The sequence below is a fragment of the Streptomonospora salina genome (assembly GCF_014204715.1).
In the GTDB taxonomy this organism is placed as follows: domain Bacteria; phylum Actinomycetota; class Actinomycetes; order Streptosporangiales; family Streptosporangiaceae; genus Streptomonospora; species Streptomonospora salina.
Genome location: NZ_JACHLY010000001.1, coordinates 4,560,735 through 4,578,353 on the forward strand (window position 1 = coordinate 4,560,735; position 17,619 = coordinate 4,578,353).

Here is a 17,619-nt window from a genome sequence, read left to right on the forward strand (position 1 = left end):
CCGGCCCGCTACGCGTCCGCGAAGCCGAACCGCGTCCCGGTCCCCGTCTCCGTGGCGACTTCCCCGGGGCCGGAACGGTCATGCACGCATGCCTACGACTTCCTCATCCGACACCCGCCATCATGCCGGGTGTCGTGTATGGCCGAGATAAAGCGCCGATACCGGTTCGTTATGCGGTGGTCGGGGAGCCGTGCCGCGAGTGCCGGAGCGGGGGCGGCGCGGCTCAGCCGCGTTCGATGACGTCCAGGGTCCACGGGCGGTCGCGGCGCGCGGGCTCGTGGAGTTCGCCGGTGTAGCCGGCGGTGTTCAGCGCATCGGCGACGTCGGAGGGGGTGTGCGGTCGCGCTCCCTCGGCGAGCAGGCTGTGCGCGATCGCGCCGCGGACGGCCTTGGCCATATGGCTGACGACGCTGCGCTCGGCGCCTGCGCCGGTCCCGGTCTCGCGCAGCACCCGTACCGCCACGGTGCGCTCGGCCGTCGCACCCCCGGGCCGCCACGCCGCCGCATAGACCGACGAGCGGCAGTCGACGACCACGCGGCCTTCGGCGCGTTTGTCCAGCAGCTCGCCCAGCCGTTCGCGCCAGAACGCGCCGAGCGGACCGATACCGGGTAGGCGCACGCCCATCGACAGGCGGTAGGGCGGTACGCGGTCGCCCGGAGCGAGTACGCCCCACAGTCCGGAGAAGACCAGTACCGATTCCGCGGTCCGGCCGGCCGCCGCCGAGGCGAGCAGGCCCGGCAGGTCCAAGCGGTCGTAGAGCACACCGGTGTAGAGGTCGGCGGCGCGCAGCGTCGGCGCACGGTCGAGCGCCCGATTGCGCCGGACGGCCTCTCCCTGGGCCGCCGACAACCCCAGCACCTCGCGGGCGGCTTCCTCGGGTCCGCTGCACAGCTCCTGCAGCCGGGCCTGGACCTCGTCCCGCGCCGGGGCGGCCTCCGGCAGGGCCAGTCCTGCGGGCTCGACCGGCGGGCCGTCGCCGTGCACGGCTTTGCCCTCGGACGGCGGCAGCAGGATCAGCATAGGGGCTCTTCTGGGGTTGGCGGACGGGGAGCGGGCAGCGGCGGCCGGCCCGGCCCTCAAGGATACGATGCCGATGCAGCCCGTGCGGTCGCTTCCCGAACGTGGGTCCGCTTTGCGCACAGAACGGGGATCCGCTTCCTCCGCCGATCCGGGCGGGACGTTCCGGGAGCGCGACCGGAGGATCGTCGGAAGGGGGCGCGTGCGTTCGGGTGCGTGGTGGGCGCGCAGAGTGGCGGCGGATTGGCCCGCCGCCGAGGTCGAGGTGTGTTCCGGATGGCGGCTGGCCTGGAGCGAGGGGGTGACGCGGCGGGCGAATTCGGCGGTGCGCCTGGAGGCCGCGGCGCCCGTCGAGGCCGTCGAGGAGTACTACCGCGAGCGCGGGGCGGAGCCCTGCGTCCAGATCTGGCCGGGCGACGAGGAGCTCGACGCGCGCCTGGCGCTGCGGGGCTACGACGCACAAGGACACACCCAGGCGATGGTGCGCGACCTGGGCGAGCACCCGCCCGGCGCGGACGGCGCCGGCGCCGCGGTCGCACCCCGGCCCCACGGTGCGTGGCGGGCGCTGTGGTCCGACGCCGGGCAGCCCGCGGAGCGTGTCCCGGCGCTGCACCGCATCCTCGACCGGGCGCCGGCGGTCGGCTACGGACTCCACCACACGGGCGGCGCGCGCGGATGCGTGGTGGTGGACGGGGCGTGGGCGGGGGTCTACGCGATGGTCACGCGGCCCTCCGAGCGCGGGCGCGGACGCGCCCGCGCGGTGCTGGAGGCGCTGCTGGGCTGGGCCCGCGCCCAGGGGGCCGCACACTCCTACCTGCTGGTGGAGCAGGGAAACGCGGCGGCCGTGCGCGTCTACGAGCGGGCGGGTTTCGCCGCTGAGTGCGCCTATCATTACCGGGTGGACTCCGGCGCCCGTCGCGGCGGTGCGCCCGCATCCCGCTCCGCGGCCGCGGCAGTCGGCCGGTCCGGTCAGGAGGGGGCGTAGGCCGTCACCGGAGAGCCGGTGTCACCGGCCCCTGAAACGAGTTCGGCGGCGGCCTTCGGGGAAGGCCGCCGCCGCACGTCTGTCGGTGATGAACTAACGCTCCTCTTCGGCGGAGGAGGCCGGCTCCGTCAATCGGCTGGTTTCGTCCTGGATCTCCGACGCGATCTTGCGGATCGACGCGTCGTGTTCACGCATGTGATGCGCGCAGAACAGCAGTTCGCCACCGGAGTTGAGAACCACTCGGACGTACGCCTGCGCACCACAACGGTCGCAACGGTCTGCAGCCGTCAGCGGCTGGGTGGGGGCAAGGGTTCCAGTCACTTCGCCTTCCTCAATACTCGGCGTTAGTCACTCCGCACAACATCTAACCGGACCAAGAGCTTCCCAACCAGCCCCTTTGTACGCCGTCAGCGGAATCGCCCCGTCCGGACCCCCGGTGGAGGCGCGATCCGGGGCGTCGGCCCCGCTTGCAGGACGGCAAGCGTCCTCGCATGATGGTCGATGGTGATGGGCATCACTCTACTCGCGGACTACCCCGGCTTTTCCGAATCGGGGGCAGAACCCGCTCCGCCCCGTTCTCCCGGGCCTGCGAGGCGCCCCACCGGTGCCGTCGCCGGCGCACCGGCGACGGCACGCGCGCCCCACCGGGGGCGCCCGTGCGGCCCGGGCGAGGCGCCGGAGCCCCTGTATCGCCGGTGAGGCGGCGGGGTCAGCGGAATCCGAGGTGGTAATCTCGCGCCTGGTGTGCTCGTGATGAACAGGCGACCGTCCCGCTGCGGCCGGGTGAACCGCACGCCGCCGGCGCGCCTCGCCCGCGATGGAGCGGATCCGCCCGGCGCATCCCGCGGCCCTGCGGCCGTCCCCGCCACCGGGGACCGACCGCCCGGTGCGGGCGACGGCGCCGCGCGCCTGTCACACCGATGCGTCAAGCTAGCGGAAACGCATCTGCCCCCTGTCCACCAACGTCCAGCGCACGGCAGCGCCCCGCATGCGCCGGCCCTGTTCCGTCCACCGCAGGAGAGCCCCACGTGACCGCCCTAACCGCAGCCGTCGACGAGCCCGAAGACTACTCCGCGCGGCATCTTTCGGTCCTGGAAGGGCTGGAGGCGGTCCGCAAGCGCCCCGGCATGTACATCGGGTCCACGGACAGCCGCGGCCTGACCCACTGCATGTGGGAGGTCATCGACAATTCCGTCGACGAGGCCTTGGGCGGGTACTGCACGCGCATCGACGTCGTGCTCTACGGAGACGGCTCCGTCGAGGTCCGCGACAACGGCCGCGGCATCCCCGTCGACGTCGAGCCCCGCTCGGGCCTGTCGGGCGTCGAGCTGGTCATGACCAAACTGCACGCCGGCGGCAAGTTCGGCTCGGGCTCCTACAACGCCTCCGGCGGCCTGCACGGCGTCGGCGCCTCCGTCGTCAACGCCCTCTCGGGCCGGCTGGACGTCGAAGTCGACCGGGACGGCCACACGCACGCGATCGGTTTCCGCCGGGGCATCCCCGGCCGCTTCGACGGTGACGGGCCCGATGCCGCCTTCACCCCCGGATCCGGCCTCGACCAGGTCCGCCGCGTCTCCGAAAAGGCCACCGGAACGCGCATCCGCTTCTGGCCCGACCGCCAGATCTTCCTCAAGGACGCCGACGTCGCCCGCGAGTCCCTGCTGGACCGGGCCCGCCAGACCGCGTTCCTCATCCCGGGCCTGGCCATCGCGGTGCGCGACGAGCGCTTCCCCGAAGAGGGCGTCTACGAGGAGGAGTTCCGCTACGACGGCGGGATCGGGGAGTTCTGCACCTACCTCGCCCCCGACGAGGCCGTGAACGACGTCGTGCGTATCCAGGGGTCGGGGCAGTTCACCGAGACCGTCCCCGTGCTCGACGACCAGGGCCACATGACCCCCACCGACGTCGACCGCCGTCTGGAAGTCGACATCGCCCTGCGCTGGGGTACCGGCTACGAGAGCACCACGCGCTCCTTCGTCAACGTGATCGCCACGCCCAAGGGCGGAACGCACATCACCGGCTTCGAGCGTGCCCTGGTGCGGGTGGTCAACGATCAGCTGCGCGCCAGCAAACTGCTCAAGGACAAGGACGACCCGGTCACCAAGGAGGACGTCCTCGAAGGACTGACCGCCGTCGTCACCGTGCGGCTGCCCGAGCCGCAGTTCGAGGGCCAGACCAAGGAGATCCTGGGCACTTCGGCGGCGTCGCGCATCGTCTCCCAGATCGTGGGCAAGGACCTGCGCGCCTTCCTGGCCTCCACTCGCCGCGGCGAGAAGCAGCAGGCCCGCGCCGTGCTCGACAAGGCGGTCAACGCCGCCAAGGCGCGTATAGCGGCCCGCCAGCAGCGCGAGACCCAGCGCCGCAAGAACGCGCTGGAGAGCTCCGCGCTGCCGGCCAAGCTGGTCGACTGCCGCAACGAAGGGCTGGACCGCAGCGAGCTGTTCATCGTCGAGGGCGATTCCGCGCTGGGTACGGCCAAGCTCGCGCGCGACTCGGAGTTCCAAGCGCTGCTGCCGATCCGCGGCAAGATCCTCAACGTGCAGAAGTCCTCGGTCTCGGACATGCTCAAAAACGCCGAGTGCGCCTCGATGCTGCAGGTCATCGGTGCCGGTTCGGGGCGCACTTTCGACCTCGACGCCGCCCGCTACGGCCGCGTCATCATCATGGCCGATGCCGACGTCGACGGCGCGCACATCCGCTGCCTGCTGCTGACGCTGTTCTACCGCTACATGCGTCCGATGCTGGAGGCGGGCCGGGTCTACGCGGCGGTGCCGCCGCTGCACCGCGTCGAGCTGACCAACGTGCGCAAGAAGCGGGGCGCCAAGCCCGAGGACCGCTACATCTACACCTACACCGACGCCGAGCTGCAGCGGCGGCTGCTGGAGCTGGAGAAGAAGGGGTTGACCTGGAAGGAGCCGGTGCAGCGGTACAAGGGTCTGGGCGAGATGGACGCCGATCAGCTCGCGGAGACCACCATGGACCCCAGCCACCGCACGCTGCGCCGCATCCGCGTCGAGCACGCCGAGGAGGCCGCGTCGGTGTTCGACCTTCTGATGGGCAACCAGGTCGCACCGCGGCGGGAGTTCATCTCCCAGGGCGCCCAGGACCTCGACACCAGCCGCATCGACCTGTGAGAGCCGGGACCCGGCGTCTACTCCTCCCGCGGTTCCGTACGCCTGCGGGAGAACAGGTGTTTCAGCGGCTTGTGGAAGGCGAGCAGACCGCCTCCGAGCGCGGCGGAGGCGGCCGAGACGACCGACGCCCACCCCTGCATCCAGTCGGGCGCCGACGGGGAGCCCGCGGGCTCGTTCTGCTGGACGGGGCTCGGTCCGGGAGACGGGTGCGATCCGCTCGACCCGTATACGTAAACGACCGCTCCGTCGCAGGTGACCACGGCGACCGGCGCTTCCTCGATCGCGAGGTCGCCCGGTTCCGGACGGAGAGTGCGGAAACCGTCGGCCTTGGCCTCGGGAGTCGGCGAAGCGCACGCCGAAGGCGACGGCGAAGGCGTGGCAGAGCCCGGGCTCGCAGACGCGGAGAGCCCGGGACTGGACGGGGCGCCTTGGCCGTCCTGGTCAGGGGAGCTCCACCCGAAGGAGGAGAGTTCCGGGACCACGGTGACGAACAGCCCGATGATCCCCGTGATCAGCAGGACCGCGCCCACCGCGGGGACGACCCCCCGGCGGTCAGGGGTATCGCGTCGGTCGGGTCCACGGTCCCCGGACGGATCCATACCCCTCGCCTTCGCCTCGTACGGGGCCGGCCCGGCGGTCCCGGAGGCCGACCGGGTCCAGCATGCCGGACGTATGCGGCCGGGAGAACCCCGTAGGGAGAACGCTCCGTCAGGACGGGCGGGCGGGGCGTCAGGCGGGCGGTTGCCACTGCCCGGTGGACAGGAAGCCCTCCACCGCCGCGGTGTAGGGGGCCGGGTCCAGGCCGCGCTCGGCCAGCCACGTGTCGTCGTAGTAGCTGTGGCGGTAGCGTTCGCCGCCGTCGCAGATGAGGGTGACGACGCTGCCGCGCCGGCCTTCGCGCAGCATCCGGTCGATCAGGTGCCACACGCCCCACATGTTGGTTCCGGTCGAGCCGCCCGCGCTCAGCCCCGTCACCGCGTTGAGGTGGCGCATCGCGGCGACGCTGGCGGCGTCGGGCACGGGCGTCATCAGGTCGATGACCGAGGGGACGAAGCTGGGCTCCATCCGGGGCCTGCCGATCCCCTCGATGCGCGAGGGCATGCCGGTCGCGTAGTCCGGAGCTCCGGTGACCCAGCCGGGAAAGAACGCCGAGTTCTCCGGGTCGACGACCGCCAGGCGGGTGTGGTGCCTGCGGTAGCGTACGTAGCGCCCGATCGTGGCCGAGGTTCCGCCGGTCCCGGCGCCCACGACGATCCATTCCGGCACCGGGTGGCGCTCCATGGCCAACTGCTCGAAGATCGACTCGGCGATGTTGTTGTTGCCGCGCCAGTCCGTGGCCCGCTCGGCGTAGGTGAACTGGTCCATGTAGTGGCCGCCGCACTCCGCGGCCAGCCGCTCGGCTTCGGAGTACATCTCGGAGGGCACGTCGACGTAGTGGCACCGGCCGCCGTAGCGCTCGATGAGGGCGATCTTCTCCGGGCTGGTGGTGCGCGGCACGACGGTGACGAAGTCGAGCCCGACGAGCCGGGCGAAGTAGGCCTCGGACACGGCGGTGGAGCCCGAGCTGGCCTCCACGATCGTGGTGTGCTCGTCGATCCAGCCGTTGGCCAGGGCGTAGAGGAACAGCGACCGCGCCAAGCGGTGCTTGAGGCTGCCGGTGGGGTGGACCGACTCGTCCTTGAGGTAGAGGTCGATGCCCCATTCCGGCGGCAGCGGGAAGACGTGCAGATGGGTGTCGGCGGAGCGGTTGGCGTCGGCGACGACCCTGCGGATCGCCTCGTCCACCCAGGCGCGGGTGTGGGCCGAGGAGCGCTCCACGCAGGGGTCGGCGCCGTCGTCCGGTGCTGTCATGCGCCGACCTTATCGCTGCCGGGACCGTGAGCGGGCCGAGGGGATCCCGCGGACGGAGAGCCCCTCGGCGCGCGGGAGCGGTGCGTGCACCGCTTGCGGCGGGTGCCGGTGTCAGTCCAGTGAGCCGCCGGACATGGCGGCGTGCATCCGCCGGTAGGGGGCGGCCTCCTCCATGCGGCTCTGGCGCTCCAGCGAGCGTGCGAGAGCGATATGGGCCCAGCTGTCGCACGGATCGAGGTCGATGATGCGCCGGAACGTCAGCTCGGCCTTGGCCAGTTGTGCGGAGTGGAAGTAGGAACGGCCCAGCAGCTCCAGGACGGAGCGGCCGGCGGGGTCGTCGTCGGCGATGGGCTCCAGGATGCGGGCGGCCTCGATGTAGTCGCCCAGGTCGAAGTACATCTGGCCGCGGCTGAACGTCTCGTAGGTCCTGTCCTGCACCGGGCACTCCCTTCGTCGGGTTGGCACAACCCCGAAGCGGAATGCCCTATTCCCGGCGGGCCGGGGGCCTACGCGTCGACGGGTTCGACGCGGCCGGTGTCGACGTCGTAGACGGCGCCGACCACCGGCAGGCCCTGCGGCAGCATCGGGTGGTGGCGGATGCGCTCCAGGTCGTGGCGCAGAGCGCCGACCTGGTCGTCGTCGGTGCGGAACTCCAGGCTCCGGGTGTCGACCCCGTGTTCGCGTTCGATGAGGTCGTGCACCTCGGCGTCGCCGGATACCGACGCCATCTTGCACCGGGTGTGCGGCATGATCAGGACGCGGTCGACCTCCAGCAGGTAGACGGCCAGCACCAGCGTGCGCAGGGTGTCGTCGGTGACCCGGGCGCCGGCGTTGCGCAGGATCTTGGCGTCGCCGGGTTCCAGACCCAGGGCCTGCAACGGCTCGATCCGCGAGTCCATGCAGGTGAGCATGGCCAGACCGCGTGCGGCGACCGGAGCCAGGCCGCCCAGCCGGAAGTCGGCGGCGTATTCGGCGTTGGCGGCGAAGAGGTCATCGAAGGCGCTGTTCACAGAGGCTCCTGGAAAGTCGGGCGGTCCGGATCCTGCCGGTGCGGCGCGTGCGCACACGCCGCGCTCGGCGGATCCGGGACCGGGAACGTCGATGGTCGGTGGCGCCTCCGGTGCGCGCGCCGCGCACCGGAGGCCGGTTTCCGTCGGTGGCGCTTACCCCCCCGTACCGGGGTCGGTGGCCGCGGCCAGACCGGTGTCGGTGCGGCCGGTGCCGACGACGTCGATGGGCCGCGGCAGCGGTTCGCCGGAGCCGTCGCGGCGCTCGTCGAGGTCGGGCAGCCGGATCGGGCCCCCGTCGGACCGGCTCGCCCGCGCCGGGGTCCGGCCGATCCACGCCAGAACGAGCTGGTCTTCGCCCTTGAGGAAGCGCTGGCAGCGTACGCCGCCGGTGGCGCGCCCCTTGCTCGGGAACGCCTCGAACGGGGTGACCTTGGCCGAGCCGCCGCCGGTGTCGGGCAGTTCCTCGGTGCCTCCGGCGACCGTGAGCACCACGGTGTCCTCGGGCACCGGAACGGAGCTGAACCACAGCGCCCGACCGTCGTCGGGCAGCCGCACGCCGGCCACACCGGCGGCGGGCCGGCCCTGCGGGCGGACGGCCTCGGCGGGGAAGCGCAGCAGCTGCGCCTCGGCGGTGACGAAGACGAGGTCCTCCTCGCCGGTGGCCAGTTGCGCGGCGCCGATGACCCGGTCGCCGTCGCGCAGGCCGATGATCTCGAAGTCGTCCTTGTTGGGTGGCGATTCCGACGTCACCCGTTTGACCACGCCCTGGGCGGTGCCTACGGCGATCCCGGGGCCGTCGTCGTCCAGGGCCGCCACCGAAACGACGCTCTCGCCGTCCTCCAGCTGGACGAACTCCGCGACGGCCAGCCCGTGGGCCTGCGGCGGTGACTCGGAGGCGTCGTCGGGCAGTTCGGGCAACTCCACCACCGGCACCCGGATGGCCCGCCCCAGGTCGGTGATCAGCCCGATGTCGCCGCGTGAGGTGGCCGGTACCGAGGCCGCGACGGCGTCGTGGCGGGTGCGCAGCCCGTCGTGGACCGGCGGGACGTGCGGTCCGGAGCTGCGGCCCAGCAGGCCGGTGGAGCTGAGCAGGACATGGCAGGGCCGGTCGGCCATCTCCAGCGGGATCGAGGCGCTGCGGGTCTCGCCCGAGCTCTCCTGCAGCACGGTGCGCCGCGGCGTGACGTAGTCCTTCGCGACTTCGCCCAGCTCCTTGGACACCAGCCGGCGCAGCTTGGAGTCGGACTCCAGGACGGCGGTCAACTCTTCGATGTCCGTGCGCAGCTGGTCGCGCTCGTTCTCCAGCTCCAGCCGGTCGTACTTGGTCAACCGGCGCAGCGGGGTGTCGAGGATGTAGCGCGCCTGGGTTTCGGACAGCTCGAAGGTGGTCATCAGCCGCTGGCGGGCCTGGGCGGTGTCCTCGGAGTCGCGGATCAGCGCGATGACCTCGTCGATGTTGAGCAGCGCGACCAGTAGGCCCGCGACGAGGTGCAGCCGCTCCTCGCGCTTGGAGCGGCGGTGCTCGCAGCGGCGCCGGACCACGTCGAGGCGGTGGTCGACGAACACCTGCAGCAGGTCGCGCAGCCCCATCGTCTTCGGCTGGCCCTCGACCAGGGCCACGTTGTTGACGCCGAAGCTCTCCTCCATCGGCGTCAGGCGGTAGAGCTCCTCCAGCACGGCTTCGGGGTTGAAGCCGTTCTTGAGCTCGATGACCAGGCGCAGGCCCTGGTTGCGGTCGGTCAGGTCCTTCAGGTCGCTGATGCCTTGGAGCTTCTTGTTCTGCACCAGCTCCTTGATGCGGCCGACGACCTTCTCCGGGCCGACGTTGTAGGGCAGCTCGGTGACCACGAGGCCGGTGCGGCGCGGCGAGACCTTCTCGATGCTGACCGTGGCGCGTGTGCGGAACGTGCCGCGCCCGGTGCGGTAGGCGTCGCGGACGCCGTCGAGCCCGATGACGGTGCCGCCCGTGGGCAGGTCGGGCCCGGGGACGTACTCCATCAGGTCGTCGAGCGAGGCGTCGGGGTGCGCGATCAAGTGGCGCGCCGCCGTGATGACTTCGCCGAGGTTGTGCGGAACCATGTTGGTGGCCATGCCGACGGCGATGCCGGAAGCCCCGTTGACCAGCAGGTTGGGGAACGCGGCGGGCAGGACCTCGGGCTCGTTCTCCTGGCCGTCGTAGTTGGGCTGGAAGTCGACCACGTTCTCGTCCAGCGACGACACCAGCAGCTGCGCGGCCCGGCCCAGGCGGGACTCGGTGTAGCGCATGGCCGCCGGCGCGTCGTCGCCGCCCAGCGAGCCGAAGTTGCCGTGCCCGTCCACGAGCGGAACCCGCATCGAGAAGGGCTGGCTCATCCGCACCATGGCGTCGTAGATGGCGCTGTCGCCGTGCGGGTGCAGCTTGCCCATCACCTCGCCGACCACGCGGGCGCACTTGACGTGGGCGCGGTCGGGCCGCAGCCCCATTTCGTTCATCTGGTAGAGGATGCGCCGCTGGACCGGCTTCATTCCGTCGCGGGCGTCCGGCAGCGCCCGCTGGTAGATCACCGAATAGGCGTATTCGAGGAAGCTGCCGCGCATCTCCTCGGACACGTCGATGTCGATGATCTTCTCAGCGAGGTCCTCGGGAGGTGGTGGAGAGGTTGTACGGGCCATGCCGGTAATTCTGGCCCGCCACGCCGACCATCGCGAACCGGGGCGCCCGCATCCGGCCCGCCGTGCCGCGTTAGGATTCCGTCAAAATAGCGGTAATTTGGGGCGCCTGCGGGTTCCGGAGCCGGACCTGTCGCCACGATGCCCACGGTGCGTGACAGGGGAGTGCGGTCGCGGGTGAGATGAGTCACGCCTGGACGGGGGTGGTGTGTGGCGGCGGACCGGACCGGCGCGCGGCCGTGCGGGCGGGCCGGAGTGCGCTACGCAGTGTGCGCATCCGGTCGGAGCGATGGGAGGCGGCGAATGTTACACCCGTTCCGGGGGCAGTCAAGGGGGCAGCGGCCGCGGCCGGCGCGTGTGGCGCATCGCGCGTCGCCGCCGCAACCCGGACCTGCCGCGTCCACGGCGGGCCCCGCGGTGTCCGCAGTCCCGCGTGTCCTGCACACCGCTCACACGATCGCCACCGTGCGCGCCCTGGAGAAGCCGCCCGGCCGCCGCCCGACGCCGCCGGTCCGCCGGCCCGACCGACCATGAGCGACGCACCCATGCTGCTGCCTGCCATTCTCGCGCTGCACGCCGCCGCTGCGCTGCTGCTGCCGCCGCTCGCCGACCGCTTCGGCGCCCGGATCTTCTTGATCGCCGGGCTGCCGCCGGCGGCAGCGGCGGTGTGGGCGCTGGCCAACGCCCCCGGGATCCTCGCCGGCACCCCGGTGACAGCGGGCGTCGCCTGGGTGCCCGCCCTGGAGATCGGCCTGGACTTCCGCGTCGACGCCCTCTCGCTGGCTATGGTGCTGCTGGTCAGCGGGGTGGGTGCGATCATCTTCGGCTACTGCGCCGCCTACTTCGGCGCCGACGAGCGCGGCCTGGGCCGGCTGGCCGCGGTCATGGTGCTGTTCGCCGGGTCCATGCTCGGCGTGGTCACCACCGACAACCTCTTCGCGCTGTACGTCTTCTGGGAGCTGACCTCGGTCACCTCCTTCCTGCTGGTCGGCCACGACGACCGCAAGGAGCAGGCGCGACGGGCCGCCACCCAGGCTCTGGTCACCACCACCGGCACCGGCCTGATGATGCTCGTCGGGTTCATCATGCTCGGCCACGCGGCCGGCGACTACAGCCTCTCGGGTCTGGTGGCCGACCCGCCGGAGGGCGGGCCGTGGCTGACCGGGGCCCTGGTGCTGGTGCTGGTGGGCGCTTTCGCCAAGTCCGCGCAGGTGCCGCTGCACTACTGGCTGCCGGGCGCGATGGTCGCCCCCACCCCCGTCAGCGCCTACCTGCACGCGGCCGCCATGGTCAAAGGCGGCGTCTACCTCATCGCGCGGCTGGCCCCGGGCTTCGCCGAAGCCCAGGTGTGGCAGGTCCTCGTGCTGGGGGTGGGACTGGCCACCATGATCGTGGGCGGGTGGCGCGCGCTGCGCCAGGACGACCTGAAGCTGCTGCTGGCCTACGGCACCGTCAGCCAGCTGGGGTTTCTGACCCTGCTCGGCGGTGCCGGAACCCAGGTGGCCGCCACAGCCATGATCGGCACCCTCATCGCCCACGGCCTGTTCAAGTCGGTGCTGTTTTTGACCGTGGGCGTGATCGACCACCAGACGGGTTCGCGCAGCATCAGCCGGCTCAGCGGCCTCGGGCGGCGCATGCCCGTCCTGGCGGGGGCCGCAGCGCTGGCCGCGGCCTCGATGGCCGGGTTGCCGCCGCTGATCGGATTCGCCGCGAAGGAAGCGGCCCTGGAAGCGTTCGTGCCGGGCGCGGCGCCCGCACCTCCGCCTGTGGCGGCCGGGGCACTGCTGGCCGGGGTCGCGGCGGGCTCCATCCTCACCTTCGCCTACAGTGCGCGGTTCCTCTGGGGCGCCTTCGCCGACAAGTCGACGATCGCCGGCAGCCGGGCGCAGGCACCCGCGCCGCTTTTCGCCGCCGCCCCCGTCGTTCTGGCGGCTGCGAGCCTCGTCCTGGGGATCGCGCCCTCCCTCGTCGACCACCTCGCCCAGGGCTACGCCCACGGGCTGCCGACCGGGCACAAGCCCTACCACCTGGCGCTGTGGCACGGCCTGACGCCGACGCTGCTGCTGACCGCGCTCGTGGTGGCCGCCGGCGCGGCGATGTTCCTCAACCGCCGGGCCGTGGGCCGGCTGCAGAACGCGATGCCGCGCTGGCCCGACGCCGAGTACGGCTACCACATGTTCCTGCACGGGGTCTACGCCGTCGCGCTGAGCGTCACCCGGCGCTCCCAGAGCGGATCCCTGCCGGTGTACCTGGGCATCATCCTCGCGACGATCCTGGTACTGCCGGGTGTGCGGCTGGTGGCCGGACTGGCCACCGGCGGCATCGCCGTGCCCGGACCCGAAGCGGGTCTGCGCGCCTGGGACAGTCCGCTGGAGCTTCTGGTGGCGGCGGTCATCATCGTCACGGCCGTCGCCACGGTGCGCGAGCACCGGCGCTTCCCGTCGCTGATCCTGCTGAGCGCGGTCGGGTTCGGCACCGCCGGGCTGTTCGTGCTGCACGGCGCGCCCGACCTCGCTCTCACCCTGGTCCTGGTCGAGACGCTGACCACGATCATCCTGGTCTTCGTGCTGCGGCGGCTGCCCGGGACGTTCAGCGTGCGGCCCGACGGGTGGGGCAAGCGGCTCACCGTGCTGCTGTGCACGGCGGCGGGCACCTTCGTCGCTCTGGCGCTGTGGTTGATGACCGCCGCGCGGCCCGGAGAACCCGCCTCCACCGGCTACGCCGAACGCGCCGGCGAGGCCGGCGGCACCAACCTGGTGAACATGATCCTCGCCGACTTCCGCGCCCTGGACACCTTGGGCGAGGTCGTCGTGCTGGCCACCGCGGCGGTGGCGGTGTCCTCGCTGGTGCTGCTGAACCGGCGCGACCGGGTCGTCGACGAGTCCGGGACCGAGCCGGCGGCCGAGCCCGCGGTCGCCGGCGGCCCCGGCGAGGACCCCGAACGGCCCGGTACCGGGGCGCTCGCGCTGCCGGTGCACCCCGCGGGCGCGGAGGCGGCGGGTGCAGAGCCCGCCGAGCGCGACCCCCGGCGGGACCCCGGACCGGAGGCGGAGGAGCCGGACGCGGACGGACTTCAGGAGGAGGGGCCGGCCGGCGGCCGGCGCGGCGACGGCGAGCAGGACGAGGGGAGCGGCGATGAGCGGTGACGATCCGGCGGGCCGCGCGGAGCCCAGCCCGGGGCGCGGCGAAGGCGAATGGGGGCGCGCCGACCGGAGCGGAGCACCACCGGAGGGCTGGGAGGCGCCCCGCGAGCGGTGGCTGAGCACCGCGGTGCGGCCGGCGTTCGGCCCCCGCTCGGTGCTGTTGGAGGTCACCGCCCGGTTGCTGACCCCGGCCATCCTCGTGTTCGCGGTGTTCCTCCTGGTCTCCGGCCATGACCGCCCCGGCGGCGGGTTCGCCGGCGGCCTGGTGGCGAGCATGGCGTATGTGCTGCGCTACATCGCCGGCGGCCGCCACGAGCTCGCGGCCGGGATGCCGATGCGGCCCAACGTGCTGCTCGCGCTGGGCCTGCTGCTGGCCTGCGGCACCGCCGCCGCCCCGGTCCTGGCCGGCCGTCCGATGCTGGAGGTGCACAGCTACACCGCCTACCACCTGCCCGTCTTCGGCGAGGTCAAGTTCGCCAGCTACCTGCTCTTCGAATCGGGGGTGTTCCTCATCGTCGTCGGTCTGGTCCTCTCCGTCGTCGCCGCCCTGGGCGCTCGGATGGAGGCCGAGGAAGAAGAGCTCCGCGGCCGCGCCGGACGCGGCGACGCGGACTCCGCGAAGGGAGGACGAACGTGAGCGCTCCCGGACTCGTCCTCATCGTCGCGGTCGCCGTCCTCTACTCCACCGGCTTCTACCTGCTGCTTCAGCGGTCCCTGATGCGCGTCGTCTTCGGCATCGTGCTGCTGGGGCACGCCGCCAACCTCGCGCTGATGCTCACCGACCGGGCGATCACCCTGCCGCCGCTGCTGTCGGAGAAGGACGGACCCATCTCCGACCCGCTTCCGCAGGCCATGGCGCTGACCGCCATCGTCATCACCTTCGGTGTGACCACGTTCCTGCTGGCGCTGGCCTATCGGGTGTGGTTGGGCGACGACAACGACGAGGTTCCCGCCGACCTGGAGGACCGCCGCATCGGACGGCTCTCGGAGCCGGAGGACTCATCGTGAACGCGCTACTGGCCGTGCCGATTCTCGTGCCGCTGCTGGGTGCGGCGCCGTCGCTGCTGATGCGCCGCACCCCGCGGCTGCAGCAGGGTGTCGCCGTCGCAGCGCTGGCCGCGGTGGTCGTGGACGCGGCGCTGCTGCTGCGCGCCACCGCAGACGGCACCGTGGTCATCAGCCAGGCCGGCGGTTGGGAGGCGCCGCTGGGTATCACCATCATCGCCGACCCGCTCTCGGCGCTGATGCTGGCGGTGTCGGCGGTCGTGCTGGTGGTGGTGCAGCTCTTCGCCATCGGCCAGGACGTCGCCGGCCTCAGCCGCGCCATGCCGCAGGTGTTCCACCCCATCTACCTGGTGCTGACCGCCGGGGTGTGCCTGAGCTTCCTGGCCGGCGACCTGTTCAGCCTGTTCGTCGGCTTCGAGGTGATGCTGACGGCCAGCTATGCGCTGATCACCCAGGCGCCCACACGGGCCCGGGTGCGCGCCAGCATGATCTACACCGTGGTCAGCCTGACCTCCTCGATCCTGTTCCTGACCGGTATCGCACTGGTCTACGGGCTGACCGGCACCGTCAACCTCGCCGACATCGCCGTGAAGCTGGGCGGCGCCCCCGAAGAGCTGCGCATGGTGCTGGCGCTGCTGTTCCTGGTCGTCTTCGGCATCAAAGCCGCGCTGGTGCCCATGCACTTCTGGCTGCCCGACAGCTACCCCGTGGCCATCACCCGGATCTCGGCCATCTTCGCCGCCCTGCTCACCAAGGTCGCGGTCTATGCCATCATCCGCAGCCAGACGCTGCTGTTCGGGCGCGACGACATCTCCTCCGTGCTGCTGTGCGTGGCGATCGCGACCATGCTCGTGGGGATCTTCGGCGCCCTGGTGCAGGACGACGTCAACCGGTTGATGTCCTTCGCGCTGGTCAGCCACATCGGCTTCATGATCTTCGGACTGGGCCTGAACTCGGTGGCGGGCCTGGCGGGCGCCATCATCTACCTGGTGCACCACATCGTCGTCCAGGCCAACCTGTTCCTGGTCAACGGTCTGATCCGGCAGTACGCGGGGCACAGTTCGCTGCGGGCCATGCGCGGCCTCAACACCGTCTCGCCGGTCCTGTCCGTCTACTTCTTCATTCCGGCGATGAGTCTGGCCGGGCTGCCGCCGATGTCGGGCTTCGTCGCCAAGGCCGCCCTGTTCCAGGCGGGGGTGGGCGTCGGCGGCTGGCTCGTCTACGCCGCCGTCGCGGCCGGGGCGGCCACCAGCCTGCTGACCGTCATGGCGGTCTTCCGGGTGTGGGTGCGGGGCTTCTGGGGGACGCCGATGCCCGACATGGTCGAGGCCCGCGAGCGCCTCAAGCGCGGCGCCCACTTGGGCGGCCTGCGGTTCATGGCGGCGATGACCGGCGTGATGGTCGCGGTCGGGCTGGTGGTGGCCGCCGCGGCGGGCCCGCTGTCGGAGGTCGCCTTCACCGCAGCGCACGACCTGATGAACGGCAGCTCCTATATCGAAGCCGTGCTCGGAGAGGGGGCGGCCCGATGAGCGCACAGCCGGACGCCGGCGCCGAACCGGCGCGCCCTTTCCGCCGGCGGGTGCTCGGCCGGTTGGCCATGGCGGTGTGGCTGACCCTCATGTGGGTGGTCCTCTGGGGCGATGTGAGCCTGGGCACGGTCATAGCCGGGGCCGGTGTCGCAGTGGGCTGCTACGGGGCCGCACGGCTCCCGCACCTGCCGGTGCGGCTGCATTTCCGCCCGGCCCACGTCCTGCTGCTGTTCGGCCACATCGCCGTGGAGATGGTCGTCTCCAGTGTGCGGGTGGCCTTCCACGCGCTGTGGCGGCCCGCACGGATGCGCGGCGCCATCGTCGCGGTGCCCATGCGCACCGACGCCGACCTGCTGCTGGTGATGGTCACCGCCGGGCTTTCGCTGATCACCGGCAGCCTGGTGATCGAACTCAACCGCGACGAGGGGGTGCTCTACGTCCACGGCACGCCCGTCGCCACGGAGCGCTCGGTGCGCCTTCTGCGCCGCCAGGTGCGGCGCACCGAAGAGCGGTTCGTGCGCGCGTTCGGCACCCAGGACGACATCGACGAGTTCGAGCGGGAGGAGCGGGAGCTGCGCCGGGCCGACGAGGAGAACTCCGAGGAGGAGACCCGATGAACCTGCTGGACTACGCCTATACGGCGACCTTCGTGCTGCTGGGGTCGGCGGTGCTGCTGACCCTGTACCGGCTGGTGCGCGGGCCGTCGGTGATGGACCGGCTCGTGTGCCTGAACGCCGTGTCGGTACTGCTGGTCACCTTCATCGCGGTCGAGGTGGCGCTGCGCGGCGACATCGCCTACATCGGCCTGGTGATCACCTTCGCGCTGCTGGGGTTCATCGGATCGCTGACCGGGGCCCGCTTCGCCGAGAGGAGGGCCCATGACCGCGGGTGACATCGCCACCGCCGTCCTGCTGCCCCTGGGTGCGGCCTTCGCCTTCACCGGAACCGTCGGGCTGGTGCGCTTCCCCACGCTGCTGGGACGGGTGCACGCCGCCACCAAGCCCGACACCGTCGGGCTGGTGCTCGTTCTGGCGGGGGCGGCCTTCCAGCTGCCGGACCCGCGCGCCGCGGCCTGGCTGGGGCTGGCGGCGCTGTTCCAGTTCCTGACCGCCCCGGTGCTGGCCCAGACGTTCGGGCGCGTGGCCTACAGCCGCGGAGAGATCAGCACCGGGCACTTGGTCACCGACGAGCTCGCGGACGCGGTCGAGCTCTCGCGGGAGGGGGACGACGGCGGGAGCCGCGACTGAGGGCGCCCCTCCGCCTTTCCCGCGGTCCTGAGGCCGTCCTGTGGACGA

At 72.0% G+C, this 17,619-nt stretch carries 16 protein-coding genes; 9 read left to right on the plus strand and 7 right to left on the minus strand.

Annotated elements, in window-relative coordinates:
* Positions 1-223: 223 nt before the first annotated feature.
* Positions 224-1,021 carry a peroxide stress protein YaaA gene (gene yaaA, locus HNR25_RS20635; protein ID WP_184637832.1) on the minus strand — a complete coding sequence of 266 codons (798 nt, stop codon included), beginning with the start codon at positions 1,019-1,021 and terminating at the stop codon, positions 224-226.
* Between the two features lie 229 nt (positions 1,022-1,250).
* On the opposite strand from yaaA, the gene HNR25_RS20640 reads away from it, so the two are divergent.
* Complete coding sequence (locus HNR25_RS20640) at positions 1,251-2,003, plus strand: GNAT family N-acetyltransferase (RefSeq protein WP_312862658.1); 753 nt, start codon at positions 1,251-1,253, stop codon at positions 2,001-2,003.
* Positions 2,004-2,096: 93 nt separating this feature from the next.
* Here HNR25_RS20640 and HNR25_RS20645 read toward each other — a convergent pair whose 3' ends face one another.
* Complete coding sequence (locus HNR25_RS20645) at positions 2,097-2,324, minus strand: DUF7455 domain-containing protein (protein WP_184637834.1); 228 nt, start codon at positions 2,322-2,324, stop codon at positions 2,097-2,099.
* 707 nt (positions 2,325-3,031) lie between these two features.
* On the opposite strand from HNR25_RS20645, the gene HNR25_RS20650 reads away from it, so the two are divergent.
* A complete protein-coding gene (locus HNR25_RS20650; RefSeq protein ID WP_184637836.1) occupies positions 3,032-5,137 on the plus strand; it encodes a DNA gyrase/topoisomerase IV subunit B in 2,106 nt (701 codons plus the stop codon).
* Positions 5,138-5,154: 17 nt separating this feature from the next.
* Here HNR25_RS20650 and HNR25_RS20655 read toward each other — a convergent pair whose 3' ends face one another.
* The 5 genes from HNR25_RS20655 to HNR25_RS20675 all read right to left on the minus strand — a co-directional run bounded on the left by HNR25_RS20655 (position 5,155) and on the right by HNR25_RS20675 (position 10,650).
* Entirely contained in the window at positions 5,155-5,736 is a 582-nt protein-coding gene (locus HNR25_RS20655; RefSeq protein ID WP_184637838.1) for a hypothetical protein, read from the minus strand.
* A gap of 130 nt (positions 5,737-5,866) precedes the next feature.
* Positions 5,867-6,988 (minus strand): L-cysteine desulfhydrase Cds1, encoded by a 1,122-nt coding sequence (gene cds1, locus HNR25_RS20660; protein ID WP_184637840.1) that lies wholly within the window; start codon positions 6,986-6,988, stop codon positions 5,867-5,869.
* A 111-nt stretch (positions 6,989-7,099) separates the two neighbouring features.
* A complete protein-coding gene (locus tag HNR25_RS20665) occupies positions 7,100-7,426 on the minus strand; it encodes a tetratricopeptide repeat protein (protein WP_184637842.1) in 327 nt (108 codons plus the stop codon).
* A 68-nt stretch (positions 7,427-7,494) separates the two neighbouring features.
* Entirely contained in the window at positions 7,495-7,998 is a 504-nt protein-coding gene (locus HNR25_RS20670; protein ID WP_184637844.1) for a beta-class carbonic anhydrase, read from the minus strand.
* A gap of 153 nt (positions 7,999-8,151) precedes the next feature.
* Positions 8,152-10,650, minus strand: a complete 2,499-nt coding sequence (locus HNR25_RS20675) for a DNA gyrase/topoisomerase IV subunit A (protein ID WP_184637846.1) — start codon at positions 10,648-10,650, stop codon at positions 8,152-8,154.
* A gap of 527 nt (positions 10,651-11,177) precedes the next feature.
* Between HNR25_RS20675 and mbhE the strand changes: the two genes are divergently transcribed.
* From mbhE to mnhG, 7 genes are read left to right on the plus strand one after another with little or no spacing between them, the layout of a single operon-like run.
* Positions 11,178-13,793, plus strand: coding sequence for a hydrogen gas-evolving membrane-bound hydrogenase subunit E (mbhE, locus tag HNR25_RS20680; protein ID WP_246463790.1), 2,616 nt, complete (start codon positions 11,178-11,180; stop codon positions 13,791-13,793).
* The gene (locus HNR25_RS20685; RefSeq protein WP_184637848.1) at positions 13,783-14,427 is read left to right on the plus strand and encodes an MnhB domain-containing protein; all 645 of its coding nucleotides are present in this window, start codon (positions 13,783-13,785) and stop codon (positions 14,425-14,427) included. The genes mbhE and HNR25_RS20685 overlap by 11 nt, the downstream gene beginning before the upstream one ends.
* The gene (locus HNR25_RS20690) at positions 14,424-14,798 is read left to right on the plus strand and encodes a sodium:proton antiporter (RefSeq protein WP_184637850.1); all 375 of its coding nucleotides are present in this window, start codon (positions 14,424-14,426) and stop codon (positions 14,796-14,798) included. The genes HNR25_RS20685 and HNR25_RS20690 overlap by 4 nt, the downstream gene beginning before the upstream one ends.
* A complete protein-coding gene (locus HNR25_RS20695) occupies positions 14,795-16,324 on the plus strand; it encodes a Na+/H+ antiporter subunit D (protein WP_184637852.1) in 1,530 nt (509 codons plus the stop codon). The genes HNR25_RS20690 and HNR25_RS20695 overlap by 4 nt, the downstream gene beginning before the upstream one ends.
* Entirely contained in the window at positions 16,321-16,941 is a 621-nt protein-coding gene (locus HNR25_RS20700; RefSeq protein ID WP_184637854.1) for a Na+/H+ antiporter subunit E, read from the plus strand. The genes HNR25_RS20695 and HNR25_RS20700 overlap by 4 nt, the downstream gene beginning before the upstream one ends.
* Entirely contained in the window at positions 16,938-17,216 is a 279-nt protein-coding gene (locus HNR25_RS20705; protein ID WP_184637856.1) for an MrpF/PhaF family protein, read from the plus strand. The genes HNR25_RS20700 and HNR25_RS20705 overlap by 4 nt, the downstream gene beginning before the upstream one ends.
* On the plus strand, positions 17,203-17,571 hold the full coding sequence (mnhG, locus tag HNR25_RS20710; RefSeq protein WP_184637858.1) for a monovalent cation/H(+) antiporter subunit G: 369 nt from the start codon (positions 17,203-17,205) through the stop codon (positions 17,569-17,571). Before HNR25_RS20705 ends, mnhG begins: the two co-directional genes overlap by 14 nt.
* Positions 17,572-17,619 lie beyond the last annotated feature (48 nt).